Origin of the sequence: Flavobacterium sp. DG1-102-2 (genome assembly GCF_033042555.1) — a bacterium.
Taxonomy (GTDB): Bacteria; Bacteroidota; Bacteroidia; order Flavobacteriales; family Flavobacteriaceae; genus Flavobacterium.
Genome location: NZ_JAWLIK010000008.1, coordinates 147,626 through 162,230 on the forward strand (window position 1 = coordinate 147,626; position 14,605 = coordinate 162,230).

The following is a 14,605-nucleotide window of genomic DNA, read 5'->3' on the forward strand; positions in this document are numbered from 1 at the left end:
ACTTGGAAATGAAAGAGAAAAAGCAAAACAAATACGACAGGGCCTATTTAAGAATTGCCCGTGAATGGGGACAGTTGTCGTATTGCAACCGTAAGAAAGTTGGCGCAATTATTGTAAAGGACAGAATGATAATTTCTGATGGATATAACGGGACACCATCGGGGTTTGAGAATTGCTGCGAGGACGAAGCAAACGTTACAAAATGGTATGTGCTCCATGCCGAAGCAAACGCAATATTAAAAGTAGCCCGTTCAACACAATCGTGCGAAGGTGCAACGCTATATATAACTATGTCGCCTTGTAAAGACTGTAGTAAACTGATTCATCAGGCCGGGATAAAACGAGTAGTGTACCTGCAGGGGTACAAGGATGATTCAGGCATAGAATTTCTGCATAAGGCAGGGGTAGAGGTAGCACACATAGCCGATCTGGAAGCTGATTTACATGAAAATTAAGAGAATATATTTACCAATTGCCTTATCTGCGGCATTATCCATAGGATTGCTTATGGGAAGTTTTTTAAACTTTCCTGCAACACAGCGCGGTATGATTTCGAGTTCTAATAAAAGCAAGCTGAATAAGCTTATTGATTTTATTGACAGCGAATATGTAGATGATGTTAATACCGACTCTATAGTAGATATAACGGTAAATAGCATACTCGAAAAACTCGATCCGCACTCTGTTTACATTGATAAAAATGAAATGGAAGGTGTTGCGCAAAGCATGAAGGGCGATTTTGTGGGTATTGGCGTGAATTTTTATATGTACAAAGATTCGGTGGCGGTTATAAAGCCGGTACCGGGAGGCCCGTCTGAAAGGGCAGGCATAAAACCGGGAGACCGCATTCTTTTCGCCGATAACAATAAACTTTTTGGGCGTAAACTGCCAAACGATACCCTTTTCTCAAAACTTAAGGGTGAGGAGGGAACTAAGGTTACGCTAACCATCTTCAGGAAAAGCGAAAACAAAAAATTTAAGGTAGATGTTCAGCGCGATGTTGTACCCATTAAAAGTGTGGATGCAGCTGTAATGGCTAATAAAACAACGGGATACATCAAAATAAACCGCTTTGCAGAAACTACTGCCGATGAATTCCACCGCGCACTGATAAACCTTAAGGCACAGGGCGCTAAGGAACTTATCATAGACCTTCGTGAAAATGGAGGCGGCTACCTTGAAAAGGCCGTACGGATTGCCGATGAATTCCTTAGAGATGGCGAGCTTATCGTTAAGACAAGAAATAAAAAGAACCGCGAAGACAAGACATACGCCTCTAAGAAAGGCGATTTCGAAACGGGTAAGCTGTATGTGCTTATCAATGAGAACAGTGCTTCTGCCAGCGAAATATTAGCGGGAGCGATACAGGATAACGACAGGGGCGTTATTGTGGGCAGGCGTTCTTTTGGTAAAGGGCTTGTGCAGCGCGAAATGCCTTTAGGCGACGGCAGCGCTGTAAGGCTCACTGTAGCGCGCTATTATACGCCGTCGGGCAGATCGATACAAAGAAGTTATGAGAAAGGGGGAGAAGCCTACTTTAACGACTTTGAGAAACGTTATGAAAGTGGAGAGCTATATTCTGCTGACAGCATTAAAATAGCCGATACGCTTAAGTTTAAAACTGCTAAAGGACGTATTGTTTATGGCGGTGGTGGTATAATTCCGGATAAATTCGTTCCGCAGGAAGGTAAGCATGGCGATGAGGCAGTTACTATGATAATGCAGAGCGGTATTGTAAGCTATTTTGCTTTCGAGCAGCTGGATAAAGACCGTAAAGGTTTTAAAGGACTTTCTGCTCCATTAATTACCCAAAAGGTGACCGAAACCGATAAATACTTCAAGGATTTTGAATCGTATCTTGCTAAGAACGGATTGGTTTTTAAACTTGAAAAACACAAAGACAGGGTGAAACATTACCTGGCTGCCGAATTCTGCAGGCAGCTGCTAAGCGAAAAGGCTTATTACGAAATGATACTTAAAGAGGACAATATGGTAAAAACTGTATTGACAGACAGAAAGTAACTAGCTGCTACCTTATATAAAAAACTATGCCCTGTACTAATACAGGGCATAGTTTCTTATATAGCATTGAATCTTATTTTGCTCCGGTAATAGTGTTGTAGAGTAATACGGCTTTACCATCAGTCAGGGTCGACACGAAATGGCATATATGCAGCAGCCTGTCATACAGGTTCATCTTATTGGTTATAAATTTTTCAGGGAGAAGCTTCAGGATAAGCTTGTCATAATTGCTGGCATTGTCTTCAAACTTGTTGTTGTAAGCGGTACAGAACGTGTCCAGCAGCGTATTGATGATACGGTAGCCTATCACCTCCTTTTCTACTACTTCGCGGCTTTGATAGATGTTGTTGACGCTCAGTTTTATGATGTCGTTCATCTGGGCGGTATATTTACCCTGCTCGGTCAATGCATGCGGATATTCTCCTTTAAGTATGGCTTCTTCGTTTTCAAGGAATACGTTTACAGCGTCGTTTATAAGGCTGCTTATGGCTAATGCACGCAGGTAGCTTATGCGGTCTTCTTTAGTGACAAGCGATTTGTATTTCTCTACATGCACATTATCCTTAACGAGTTTTATCAGGTACTCTAAGGCAAAATCTTCAGAGATTAACCCGAGGTTTATACCATCTTCAAAATCAATAATGGTATAGCATATGTCATCGGCTGCTTCTACAAGATATGCAAGCGGATGGCGTTCATAGCCAATATCATCGCCCGTTTTATTGGGTATAAGCCCAAGCTCTTCGGCTATTTCCTGAAAAAATGGGGCATCGCACTGAAAAAAGCCGTATTTCTTATCAGCAATATTGCTGGTTGGCTTTTTAGGCAGCGACTCTTTAGGGTATTTCATAAATGCGCCAAGCGTAGCATACGATATTCTGAGTCCGCCCTCTATACCCGGCCTTGAAGCGGTAAGCAGGTTAAAACCGTTGGCATTTCCTTCAAAGTCGGTCAGGTCAGTCCATTCCTTATCGGTCAGGTGCTCTTTGTACATTTGGCCGCGGCCTGTCTTGAAATATTCCCCTATTGCTTTTTCGCCCGAATGTCCAAACGGCGGGTTGCCGATATCGTGCGAAAGTGCAGCAGCAGCCACAATAGCACCAAAATCGTTCATTTGGTAGCCGTGGATATCCTGAAGATATGGGTGTTTCTCAATGATCTTTTTACCTACAAGCCTGCCCAGGGAACGCCCTACAACAGAGACCTCAAGGCTGTGCGTAAGTCGGGTGTGTACAAAATCGGTCTTAGACAAAGGTATAACCTGCGTTTTGTCCTGAAGGCTCCTGAAAGCCGATGAGAAAATAATACGGTCGTAATCTACCTCAAACCCTAAGCGGGTTTCATCCTGTTCTTTGCGTAACCTTTTGCCTTTGTCGCCTTGTCTTTTTAACGACAGTAGCTGTTCCCATTGCATCATATTGATTATGATTTATCTATTGGCTGTAGCCAAAAATTAATTGATACCTTCTTTAGCAAGTTCTGCCTGAATAATATTATTCTTTACCTGAGTAAATACTTCATTTTTTGCCTCAGCAAACGATATATCGTATTTGCGATTGATATTCCTGAATTCAGCCGGATATTTTGTGAGCAGTTTGTCGTAGTAGCTGTCGAGCGTTTCGCCCGCCGGTGATGTAAATTCCAAACGCAGCTGAAAACGCCTTACCAACGCCTCATCTATCATTTTTATCTGATTGGTTGCTGCAATTAGCACGGAATTAGACGGGAAATTGTCTACCAATTGCAGTATTGCGTTAACCACACGCTTCATTTCGCTGCTGTCACGGCTGTCGTAATCCCGTACTTGACCCAATGTGTCAAATTCGTCAAAAAACAGCACAGCGTCGTGATAACTTACCTCCTTAAATAGTGCAGCAACATTCTTAGCAGTCTCGCCCAGTTTAGAAGAAACTATTGATGCCAGGTTAACAACGATTATTTTTCGGTCAAGCTCCTTAGCAATAGCCCTTGCAGTCATGGTCTTGCCGCAGCCGGTCTTGCCGTACAGCAGCATTTTGTTATTAACAGGCAGTTCGTACTGCTCCAGAACATCCTTAAAGCGGTATTCTTTTAAGAACTGCTCTATCTGCACGGCAACGCCATCATTAAAAACAACGTCTTTAATATCAACCCCACTTCTGTCGGTAAAAAATAATGCGCTCAAAGCCTTCGGTTTATTATTTCTTTAAATTGAATAAGAAGAAATCACGTGATTTCTGAGGGTATTGCTCGAGGCTTTTGTCGCTTGGATTATCTATAACCGATTTGATCGTGATCTTATCGCCAACCTTAAAGTTTTTTTCTACATGCTGATAATCCAGCAGGTATTCGCCGCAAAAATAGTTACCGTTCTCATCCTTCTCAATAAGTCCTGAGTGTACTCCTTTTTTATCTTTAGACATAATTATATGTTTTCGTCGTTAGTGTTTATATTTTCCATATCAGCATTGCGCTGAGCGATTTTAAGTTTGTTTACATCTACTACAAGTGTTTTAGATATGCTGTCGTGCCATCCTGTACCCGGCGGCCATAAGAACGAAAATATTTCAAGAGGTATCTGCCTGCATAACGTACGCAGAAAGATACGGCCATTGTCCGGTGTGCTGCCATCCCTGTTTATTACCATTGTGTTAGTGATAAATTTTGCAGGAGTACGCATAAAAACGCTCTCAAACAAGCCGTAATACACAATTTGTATGCCCAGGCAAAGTAGGGTGAATTTAAGGTTTTGCGTATCAAGCGGACCAACCAAAAAACCTTCGTTGCCATAGGTGTCATACATCCAGTTCCCTAAAGCAGCTGTCCCAAACTGTAGCAGGGTAACGATTATACCGTCAATAACAAAATTTGCAAATCTTGTGCTGCGTTCTGAAAGCGATGCATAAACAGCCGCAATATTTTTATCCATTTTCAATAAAATGTTTTAAATAAAAATAAGGAGCAAATTGCCCCTTATTTTTTTCGAAATTTATTTATTATCTGATTAAGATCCGCACATTTCGCAGTCTTCAGGATCAGCAGTCCTTGAACGCTCAAGCATAGCCTGGAACTCACTTACCGCAATTGGCTGAACTTCTTCTGCTATCGTTGCAGCGGCAACAGGTTTAGGTGCAGCAGCAACTTCCGGAACTTCTTCAACTTTTTTGTCGTTGTTAAGTGTAAACTTAATAGCATCAACCGCACTCTTAGTCCTTAAGTAGTACATACCTGTTTTAAGGCCGCTCTGCCATGCATAGAAGTGCATAGATGTAAGCTTAGAGAATGTAGCGCCTTCCATAAACAGGTTAAGCGACTGTGACTGGTCAATAAAGTAACCTCTCTGGCGGGACATGTCTATGATATCTTTCATACTCATTTCCCAAACCGTTTTATATAGGTCTTTTATATCCTGAGGGATAATGTCAATATTTTGTATCGATCCGTTAGCTCTCATAACCTCTTGTTTAAGGCTTTCATTCCAAAGGCCAAGGTCTACAAGGTCGCTAAGAAGGTGTTTGTTCACAACGATAAATTCGCCAGAAAGTACCCTTCTTGTATAGATGTTAGATGTGTATGGTTCAAACGCTTCATTATTACCTAATATCTGAGATGTAGACGCAGTAGGCATAGGTGCCATAAGCAGTGAGTTTCTTACACCGTGCTCTACAACCTCTTTACGAAGTGAGGCCCAGTCCCAACGGCCGCTTAAGTCGCCATCGTTAAGTCCCCAAAGGTTGTACTGGAATTCTCCCTGAGATATAGGCGATCCCTGGAATGTAGAATAGGGTCCTTCTTCTTTTGCAAGCTCCATAGAAGCCGTAACTGCTGCAAAATAGATGGTTTCAAATATCTCCTGGTTAAGTGCCTTAGCACCATCGCTTGTAAATGGCAGGCGCATAAGGATAAAAGCATCTGCAAGACCCTGAACACCAAGCCCTACAGGGCGGTGGCGCATATTAGAGTTCTCTGCCTCAATAACAGGGTAATAGTTCCTGTCTATAACTTTATTAAGGTTACGCGTTATACGCTTTGTAACCTGGAATAAGAAATCATGGTTAAACTTTCCGTTCTCCACAAACATTGGCAATGATATGGAAGCAAGGTTACATACAGCGATCTCATCTGCAGATGTATACTCCATGATCTCTGTACAAAGGTTTGAAGAACGTATCGTACCCAGGTTTTTCTGATTCGATTTTCTGTTTGCCGCATCTTTGTAAAGCATGTACGGAAGGCCTGTCTCAATTTGAGATTCAAGGATTTTTTCCCAAAGCTCACGAGCCTTAACGGTTTTTCTTCCTTTGTTTGCTGCCTCATAGCTTAGGTAAAGTTCATCAAACTCCTCGCTGTGTACATCATACAGGTTAGGACATTCGTTAGGGCACATAAGTGTCCACGTGCTGTCTTCCTGTACGCGTTTCATGAAAAGATCCGGGATCCACATGGCAAGGAAAAGGTCGCGTGTCCTCATTTCCTCTTTACCATGGTTTTTTCTCAGGTCAAGGAAATCAAAGATATCAGCATGCCATGGCTCAATGTATACCGCAAAACTTCCCTTACGTTTACCTCCGCCCTGGTCTACATAACGTGCCGTATCGTTAAATACGCGAAGCATAGGTACGATACCATTTGATGTACCATTAGTGCCGCGGATGTAAGAACCTGTAGCCCTTACATTGTGTATAGATAACCCTATACCACCTGCCGACTGCGATATCTTTGCAGTGCTTCTAAGCGTGTCATAAATACCATCAATACTGTCATCCTTCATGGAAAGAAGGAAACATGACGACATTTGCGGCTTAGGCGTACCTGCATTAAACAAGGTAGGCGTAGCGTGGGTAAAGAATTTTTTAGACATCAGCTCATAGGTTTCTATGGCCGAAGCAATATCGTTAAGGTGGATGCCTACAGATACACGCATAAGCATGTGCTGCGGCCTTTCCACTATCTGTCCGTTTATTTTCAGAAGATACGAACGCTCAAGCGTTTTAAACCCAAAGTAGTCGTAGTTAAAATCCCTGTTGTAAATAATTGTAGAATCCAGTACCTCGGCATTAGCCATAATAGCCTCGTAAACCTCGTCAGACAATAGCGGAGATTCCTGCCCTGTCCTTGGGTTAACATAGTGGTACATATCGTGCATCGTTTCAGAGAACGATTTTTTAGTATTCTTGTGCAGGTTAGATACCGCAATACGGGCAGCCAGCTGTGCATAGTCAGGGTGGGTAATTGTCATGGAAGCAGCAGTTTCTGCCGCAAGGTTATCAAGTTCAGAAGTGGTTACACCGTCATATAGACCTTCAATAACGCGCATTGCCACCTTTACAGGGTCTACCAGTTCATTCAGTTCATAGCACAATTTTCTAACTCTGTCGGTAATTTTATCAAACATTACCGGCTCTCTTTTTCCGTCTCTTTTAGCTACATACATATGGCAATAATTTTAAAAAGTTAGTAAGCGGTGTGGTTGGCACACCTGGATTTGGTTGGGATTGTCTGCTCTGATTAAAAATCAGCGTCGAAAGTAATTGCCTGAGAATCGCCTTCGTTTTTAATAACGCCCGCTTTTTGGTATTCTGAAACCCTTTTCTCAAAGAAGTTCGTTTTACCCTGAAGCGAGATCATGTCCATAAAATCAAATGGGTTACCCACGTTGTACTGTCTTTCGCAGCCCAGTTCTACAAGAAGCCTGTCGGTAACAAACTCCAGGTATTGCGTCATTAAAACAGCGTTCATACCGATAAGGCTTACAGGAAGCGACTCTGTAATGAATTCTCTTTCAATATTAAGCGCATCAATAAGGATTTCTTTGATCCTGTCTTTAGGCACTTTATTTATAAGGTGATGGTTGTGCAGGTGTACCGCAAAATCACAGTGAACACCTTCATCACGCGATATCAGTTCGTTAGAGAAGGTAAGCCCCGGCATAAGCCCGCGCTTTTTAAGCCAATAGATAGAACAGAACGCACCTGAGAAGAAAATACCCTCTACTGCTGCAAAAGCAATAAGCCTTTCGGCAAAAGAATCAGATTCTATCCATTTAAGCGCCCAGTCTGCTTTTTTCTTGATGGCAGGGAATACCTCGAGTGCATGGAAAAGCTGGTTTTTCTCCGCTTCGTCCTTCACATAAGTATCTATGAGAAGTGAATAGGTCTCGCTGTGTATGTTTTCCATCATGATCTGGAAACCATAAAAGAATTTTGCCTCGGCATACTGTACCTCGTTAACGAAGTTTTCTGCAAGGTTTTCGTTTACGATGCCGTCAGATGCTGCAAAGAAAGCAAGGATATGCTTGATGAAATATTTCTCGTCTTCACTAAGTTTGGTATTCCAATCGTTAAGGTCCTGGTGAAGATCTATCTCTTCAGCTGTCCAGAAACTCGCTTCCATTTTTTTATACCAGTCCCATATATCATGGTGTTTGATCGGAAAAATTACAAAGCGGTTTTTATTTTCCTGTAATATTGGTTCGATTGCAGACATAGTGACTTGACTTTTATTTATTTAGAGTTAGATGGTGTACCCTATAGGGACTATTACAAAGATTGGCATTTGAAACAAGTGAAACAAAAAATGCAAGTCAAACTTATTCACAATTGTGTATAGTTTTTAACAAGCTTACTTTTTCTTACAAACATGATAATAACCTGCAAAATATTGATTTACAAAGTTTTGCGAATTATGGGTTTACGAAAAAAATAAGAAAAAAACACTACGAAAACGTATGTTTCAGGGGTTTTAACGGCGCTTTTGAACCGGATTTTCCTTTAGCTCTTCAGCCACCTTCTCAAGCTCTGAGTACCAGTCGGCACCAAATCTTCTTACAAGTGCTTCTTTTACGAATTTGTATACGGGTACTTCGAGTTCTTTACCAAGGGAACAAGCGTCGTCGCATATGTCCCATTTATCGTAGTTTACCGCAGCAAACTCTGTAAAGTCTTTAACGCGTATAGGGTAAAGGTGGCATGATACCGGTTTTTTCCAGCTTACAATGCCTTGGTTGTAGGCCTGCTCAATACCGCAAAGTGCCGTTTTCCCATCAAAAATTACGTAAGCGCAGTCCTTATTGTCAATTAGCGGCGTTTCAAGTTCGCCATCCGTTCCATTAACCCATGTTCCCTGGGCTTCTATCGCAGCAATGCCTTCTTTTCGTAAAAAAGGCTTCACTAATGGATAGATATCCTGTAAAATCCTGGTTTCCTCTTCATTTAACGGCGCACCCGCATCTCCATCTACACAACAAGCTCCTTTGCATGCCGAAAGGTTGCAAACAAACTCTTTTTCCAGTATGTCTTCAGACACAATTGTTTTTCCTAATTGAAACATGCAGCAAAGATACATAAGTTTAACCCATAAACCGAAATTTAGGGGCCGCGCGGTTTAAATTTTAACGATAACGTTTTAGGGCTGAGGCACTGATGAGAATTCAAAAACAGCAGGATAAAAACAGCAGATTTATACTTGTTTACCCTGTTTTTGTGGTAATACCGTATACTATTTATTAATACCTTTGCGGTTAATAAAAAAATCAGCAGATGGGTTTCGACTGGAGAGAAATATTTACCGTGAGTATGGTGCTTTTTGCAGTGATAGATATAGTGGGCAGTGTACCTATTATTGTAGACCTTCGCAACAAGCTGGGGCACATACAATCTGAAAAGGCTTCAGTCGTGGCAATGTTCATCATGATCATTTTTCTTTTTGTGGGAGAGGAAATCCTTAAGCTTATCGGTATAGATGCAAGCTCGTTTGCTGTAGCCGGTTCGTTTGTATTGTTTTTCCTTGCGCTGGAAATGATTCTGGGAATACGCCTTTACAAAGAAGACAATCCAAGTACGGCTTCTATCGTGCCTATTGCTTTTCCGCTTATTGCAGGTGCGGGTACTATGACCACGCTATTATCGTTAAGGGCAGAGTATGAGAAGATAAACATCATTGTGGCGATTATTATCAATATGATTGTTGTTTATGCAGTATTAAAATCTTCTTCGCGTTTAGAAAGGGCTTTAGGGGTTAACGGACTGGGCGTAATACGTAAGGTATTTGGCGTTATCCTTCTCGCAATTGCTGTTAAATTATTTGCAGCCAATGTTAAACAATTGTTTGCATAATCATAAATTTATTAATTTCACGTTCTGAAAACCAACTATATACACACATCATTTATTACCAAAAAAAAATGAAAATTTTTATCTACTCACTAATAGCTATTGCGTTCGCGTTGATAGTTTTCAACATCACGCTTCTTGATTTTGACAATCTTTTGGGCGGAGACAGCCTTATAGCCCTAATAGGTATCATAGCCTCACTGTGCGCTGTATGTATACTGCTGATATTTAAGATTTCTAAAAACATCGAAGAAAAAACCAAAAGATAAATATGTTTGACGTTCTGATCATTGGAGGAGGCGTTTCCGGCGTTTCCTGTGCACTTATTATAGGTTCTGCACTAAAAAGGCCGTATGCCGAAGGTAAAAAAGCAGGTATCCTTACCCATCAAAAAGCAACTTCATTAGAAAATGCTGTTTTTAATAATGCTTATGGTATTCCTGCAGGCACTTTAGGTGCTACGCTTATGGAAACTACCCTTGAGCAGCTAGCAACTCTGTATCCCGAAATGGAACAGATTCCTAACGAAAAAGTAATGAACATAGAAGGCGAAGCAGGAAACTTTACTGTAACGACCAACAAAGGTTCTTATCAAACTAAAGCTGTTATTTTGGGAATTGGCTCAGCCAATTCCTTTGATATAGAGGGGCTGAAAGAGTATGTAGTACCGAACAAGAAAGCAATACCTGAAAAAAACCGTATCCAGCTTATAAACGACGACCATCTTGTAACCGAAGGCGTTTATGCTATAGGAACTCTTGCAGGCCACCGCAGTCAGCTTGCCATTGCGGCAGGAAGCGGCGCATCTGTGGGTACAGATATCCTTACCTTGTGGAATGACGGTAAACCTACACAATACCACGACAGTGTAAAAAAATAACCTTATTGCATTGTAAGGTAAAAAGAGAGGGCAGCCAAATGGCTGCCCTCTCTTTTTTAGAACATTTGCAGTTTTACTCCCAGCGATAATACCAGGTAATCTTTTGGTTTGAGATAGCTGTTGTTAAAAGCGCTCAACACATATACGTCGTTTGTGCTCACCTCATAAAACGCAGTAACTGACTTAAGGAATTTATGCGATTCAGGCTTTAATTTATAGGTAAGGCGCTGCCCCACAAATGCATTGAAGCGTATCCTTGTTGAAAAAGAATAATATCCGTTAGGGTATTTATCGGGTTCGCTTATCCAGAATTCATCGTCAAAGATAGTGTTTATGTAAAGGCCTGTGGTTAACAGTTCAATCATAAAACGGTCGTTTATATCCGTTTTCCACGGAATATAATTTTGTTTTAATGTAAGCGTGATCTTGTTTTTGGCTGTGCTGTAATGGGGCAGGAAGCCAAAGAAGATATCTGTTTCCCATTGTCGGTTTACGCCATAGTCATATCCTCCCCCTAAAGACATAAATCCCATAGAGCCGGCATATTGTACTTTGATGTATTTGGGTATCAGCTTACCCCATCCTGACCTGTAGTCTTTTACTGCCACGGTTACAGAATCGGTAACGGCAACCTTGTCGCTGTCTAATGCAGCTATAGAGTCGGTAACCTTGTCCTGTGCAAATGAAGCGGTGCTTAACAGCAGTGCGGCAGCCAGTGTGCCTGCCTTCTTAATATCTAACCACTTCATAGGTGTAATTGTTATCTGGGGTTACTGTAAAAACTAAATATGATCTTTTTTCCATGTTCTCAGAGCCGTAATAAATGACTCCGTCGTTAAACAGGTCGTCTACCTGCAGCCTGTGGTCGTGTGCATTAACGCAGAACTGCAGCCCCGGGAATCGTTTTATAACATCCTGAAAAACCCATGCCACGTTATTGTTAAACTGTTCCGAATAAGGGCGTACGTGCATTGCAAAAATGGTTTTTTCCTGCTGTTGCGGCTGGCTGTTTAGCTCCTGTTCTAAATAATTAAAATCGGGGATTGGGTGGGAGTAATCAAACTCCAGGGCGTTGGTATTAAGGCATACAAATTTGATGTTTCCTGCCATGAACGAGAAATTCTCTTCGCCATAAATGGTACGGAAAATTTCCTCTCCGTTCGCAAGGCAGTCGTGATTGCCTATAAGCGCTACATACGGCAGCTTGAGACCGTTCATGATATCGCGCATCCACATGAATTCTTCCGTAGCGCCAAAGTCGGTAAGGTCGCCGCCGTGAATTACAAAGTCAAGATCGGTGCGTTCGTTTATCTTTTTTACGAACTCCTCGGTTTCGTCGTAATAACGCTGGGAGTCGCCCATCCAGGCAAACTTAATGGTAGTTTTTCCGGCAGTAGCCTCTTCAATGCGGGAAATATTTTTAGTGTTGATGTTGGTGTCGCCGGTAATTTGTCCGTCATAGGGGTGAGAGTCAAACATATCGCAGCCGGTAAGGCTAACGAGTAGTGCGACTAATAAGAAGGGGAGTTTTTTTAGCATATAAAAGTATTTAGGGTAAACACAAATTTACCTTTTAACGCTTTTGCCTACTCCTATAGATAACTTAATGGCAGGTTAAATAAAGCATAAAATGGAGAGATAAGTTTAGCTCTTTAGTTGTTTAGAATTTGTTTAAGTGTAGATTTTTGACCTCATTTTTATATTAGGACTTTGCTTTAAACAGCTTGGGTATACTTTATAAACAAAAAAACCGCCCTCGGTATCCCGGGGCGGTTCTTGTTATTCTGCGATAGCGTTTCCTTTGCTATCAAAAAAGTGGTATTCTAAATACGTGTAAGCGTCACGTGGTATGATCGTTACCCATTTTTTATGTTCAAAAAACCATTTTGAACGTATGGACGGGAAACCTTTTGTTAGGTATGCTGCCACAAAAGGGTGTGCGTTAAGCGCTATCTTTTTGTGGGTCTTCATAATTCTTTCCAGGTCGGCTGTTATTCGGTCAATAACAAGGATAGGAGCTTCAATTTCCTCGTTAACCCTGTTAGGGTCAACTTCCTTGGTTTTAATATTGACTTCAGGCCTTACCCTTTGCCTTGTAATCTGGATAAGTCCAAATTTACTTGGTGGCAGGATCTTGTGTTTAGCTTTATCGTCACTCATTTCCTCTCTTAAGAAATCATATAGTTTTTTCCTGTTATCAGGATTTCCCATATCTATGAAATCTATAACGATAATCCCTCCCATATCCCTTAATCTCAGCTGTCGTGCAATCTCTGCAGCAGCTATAAGGTTTACTTCAAGGGCGGTATCTTCCTGGCTTAAAGCCTTATTTGAGCGGTTGCCGCTGTTCACGTCTATAACGTGCAGGGCTTCGGTGTGTTCTATAATAAGGTACGCACCTTTACTCATCGATACTGTTTTACCAAAAGAGGTTTTTATCTGCCTTTCAATGTTGTATTTTTCAAACAATGGCAGCTCTTTACTTTGGTAATGCTTTACGATATTTGCTTTTTGAGGAGCTATCTCCTGCAGATAGTCCTTTGTTTGGTAGAATAAGTCCTCATCATCTACATAAATACCGGTAAAGGTATCATTGAATACATCGCGAAGTATAGACGAAGCTTTGTTGACTTCACCCAGTACTTTGCTAGGATGATGGGCGCTCGGCAGGCGTTTGCACATCCCTGTCCATTTGTCCAGCAGGTTCTGCAGGTCTTTGTCCAGTTCGGCTACTTTTTTGCCTTCCGCTACCGTTCTCACTATTACTCCAAATCCTTTTGGGCGTATAGACTGCACGAGTCTTTTTAGGCGGTCTTTTTCTTCTTTAGAGTCTATTTTCTGTGAAATAGATATCCTGTCTGAAAAGGGAACCAATACAACATATCTTCCGGCCAGTGAAAGCTCTGAGCTTATACGCGGCCCTTTTGTAGATATGGGTTCCTTAACCACCTGAACAAGGATAGACTGGTTTGCACTAAGTACATCGCCTATGGCGCCATCTTTGTCTATCTCTTTCTCAAAAGGAAAGTTTTTTAGTGAGTAATCTTTTACTTTACCTGCGCTTACAAGTTTTATGAATTTCATCATCGAGGCCAGGTTAGGTCCCAAATCGTGGTAGTGTAAAAAGGCATCTTTTTCAAAGCCTACATTTACAAAGGCGGCGTTTAAGCCTGCCACGGGTTTGCGGATCTTCGCTATGAAGATGTCACCAACAGAAAATTGGTTCTTATCTTCGCGCTCGCTGTGCAATTCAATTAGTTTTCCATCTTTTAATAAGGCAAAATCTACGGCTTCAGAACCAGATCTAATAATTAGCTCTTTATTCACACTGTACATTTTTATCCATACCAGTTGGTTTTTGATTGTTAGCTGCTGGAAAGTCCCGCAACTGTCAACTCTCAACCACAGTACAGATGGATTAAACATTAATTTCAGGTATTTTTTACCCGGTGTTTTGAGACAGTTAAATGTCAGATGACAGAGTGCAGACTGGTGTCTTAGGTCTGTTGTCTTTCCTCTCAGGTCTTAAAACATTTTCAATGAACTTAAAATTCTTTTAAAACAAGAAAAAGTAGTTCTAAACTACTTTTTCTTCTTGTGACGATTAGCTCTC

General features: G+C 41.4%; 15 protein-coding genes. 5 read left to right on the plus strand and 10 right to left on the minus strand.

Features of this window, described 5'->3' with window-relative positions:
• Positions 1–8 precede the first annotated feature (8 nt).
• Positions 9–455 carry a dCMP deaminase family protein gene (locus tag R1T16_RS12745; protein ID WP_317501494.1) on the plus strand — a complete coding sequence of 149 codons (447 nt, stop codon included), beginning with the start codon at positions 9–11 and terminating at the stop codon, positions 453–455.
• Positions 445–2,022: a S41 family peptidase gene (locus R1T16_RS12750; RefSeq protein ID WP_317501495.1), complete on the plus strand. Its 1,578-nt coding sequence runs from the start codon at positions 445–447 to the stop codon at positions 2,020–2,022. Before R1T16_RS12745 ends, R1T16_RS12750 begins: the two co-directional genes overlap by 11 nt.
• Positions 2,023–2,095: 73 nt before the next feature.
• On the opposite strand, the gene R1T16_RS12755 is transcribed toward R1T16_RS12750, so the two are convergent.
• The 7 genes from R1T16_RS12755 to R1T16_RS12785 form a co-directional block, all read right to left on the minus strand.
• Complete coding sequence (locus R1T16_RS12755) at positions 2,096–3,436, minus strand: deoxyguanosinetriphosphate triphosphohydrolase (RefSeq protein ID WP_317501540.1); 1,341 nt, start codon at positions 3,434–3,436, stop codon at positions 2,096–2,098.
• Between the two features lie 39 nt (positions 3,437–3,475).
• Positions 3,476–4,186: an ATP-binding protein gene (locus tag R1T16_RS12760; protein WP_317501496.1), complete on the minus strand. Its 711-nt coding sequence runs from the start codon at positions 4,184–4,186 to the stop codon at positions 3,476–3,478.
• A gap of 13 nt (positions 4,187–4,199) precedes the next feature.
• Positions 4,200–4,424, minus strand: coding sequence for a hypothetical protein (locus R1T16_RS12765; protein ID WP_317501497.1), 225 nt, complete (start codon positions 4,422–4,424; stop codon positions 4,200–4,202).
• 2 nt (positions 4,425–4,426) lie between these two features.
• Positions 4,427–4,930 carry an RDD family protein gene (locus R1T16_RS12770; RefSeq protein ID WP_317501498.1) on the minus strand — a complete coding sequence of 168 codons (504 nt, stop codon included), beginning with the start codon at positions 4,928–4,930 and terminating at the stop codon, positions 4,427–4,429.
• A gap of 75 nt (positions 4,931–5,005) precedes the next feature.
• Positions 5,006–7,435 (minus strand): ribonucleoside-diphosphate reductase subunit alpha, encoded by a 2,430-nt coding sequence (locus tag R1T16_RS12775; RefSeq protein WP_317501499.1) that lies wholly within the window; start codon positions 7,433–7,435, stop codon positions 5,006–5,008.
• A gap of 74 nt (positions 7,436–7,509) precedes the next feature.
• On the minus strand, positions 7,510–8,487 hold the full coding sequence (locus tag R1T16_RS12780) for a ribonucleotide-diphosphate reductase subunit beta (RefSeq protein WP_317501500.1): 978 nt from the start codon (positions 8,485–8,487) through the stop codon (positions 7,510–7,512).
• A 255-nt stretch (positions 8,488–8,742) separates the two neighbouring features.
• Positions 8,743–9,330, minus strand: a complete 588-nt coding sequence (locus tag R1T16_RS12785) for a DUF3109 family protein (protein WP_317501501.1) — start codon at positions 9,328–9,330, stop codon at positions 8,743–8,745.
• 209 nt (positions 9,331–9,539) lie between these two features.
• On the opposite strand from R1T16_RS12785, the gene R1T16_RS12790 reads away from it, so the two are divergent.
• From R1T16_RS12790 to R1T16_RS12800, 3 genes are all read left to right on the plus strand, one after another.
• Entirely contained in the window at positions 9,540–10,115 is a 576-nt protein-coding gene (locus R1T16_RS12790; RefSeq protein ID WP_317501502.1) for a MarC family protein, read from the plus strand.
• A gap of 68 nt (positions 10,116–10,183) precedes the next feature.
• Entirely contained in the window at positions 10,184–10,381 is a 198-nt protein-coding gene (locus tag R1T16_RS12795; protein ID WP_317501503.1) for a hypothetical protein, read from the plus strand.
• A gap of 2 nt (positions 10,382–10,383) precedes the next feature.
• Positions 10,384–10,992 carry an FAD-dependent oxidoreductase gene (locus tag R1T16_RS12800; protein WP_317501504.1) on the plus strand — a complete coding sequence of 203 codons (609 nt, stop codon included), beginning with the start codon at positions 10,384–10,386 and terminating at the stop codon, positions 10,990–10,992.
• Positions 10,993–11,048: 56 nt separating this feature from the next.
• Here the strand turns inward: R1T16_RS12800 and R1T16_RS12805 are convergent, their stop codons facing one another.
• The 3 genes from R1T16_RS12805 to R1T16_RS12815 all read right to left on the minus strand — a co-directional run bounded on the left by R1T16_RS12805 (position 11,049) and on the right by R1T16_RS12815 (position 14,328).
• Complete coding sequence (locus tag R1T16_RS12805; protein WP_317501505.1) at positions 11,049–11,741, minus strand: hypothetical protein; 693 nt, start codon at positions 11,739–11,741, stop codon at positions 11,049–11,051.
• The gene (locus tag R1T16_RS12810) at positions 11,722–12,531 is read right to left on the minus strand and encodes a metallophosphoesterase family protein (protein WP_317501506.1); all 810 of its coding nucleotides are present in this window, start codon (positions 12,529–12,531) and stop codon (positions 11,722–11,724) included. The genes R1T16_RS12805 and R1T16_RS12810 overlap by 20 nt, the downstream gene beginning before the upstream one ends.
• Positions 12,532–12,771: 240 nt before the next feature.
• Positions 12,772–14,328, minus strand: a complete 1,557-nt coding sequence (locus R1T16_RS12815; RefSeq protein ID WP_317501541.1) for a ribonuclease E/G — start codon at positions 14,326–14,328, stop codon at positions 12,772–12,774.
• Between the last annotated feature and the right edge of the window lie 277 nt (positions 14,329–14,605).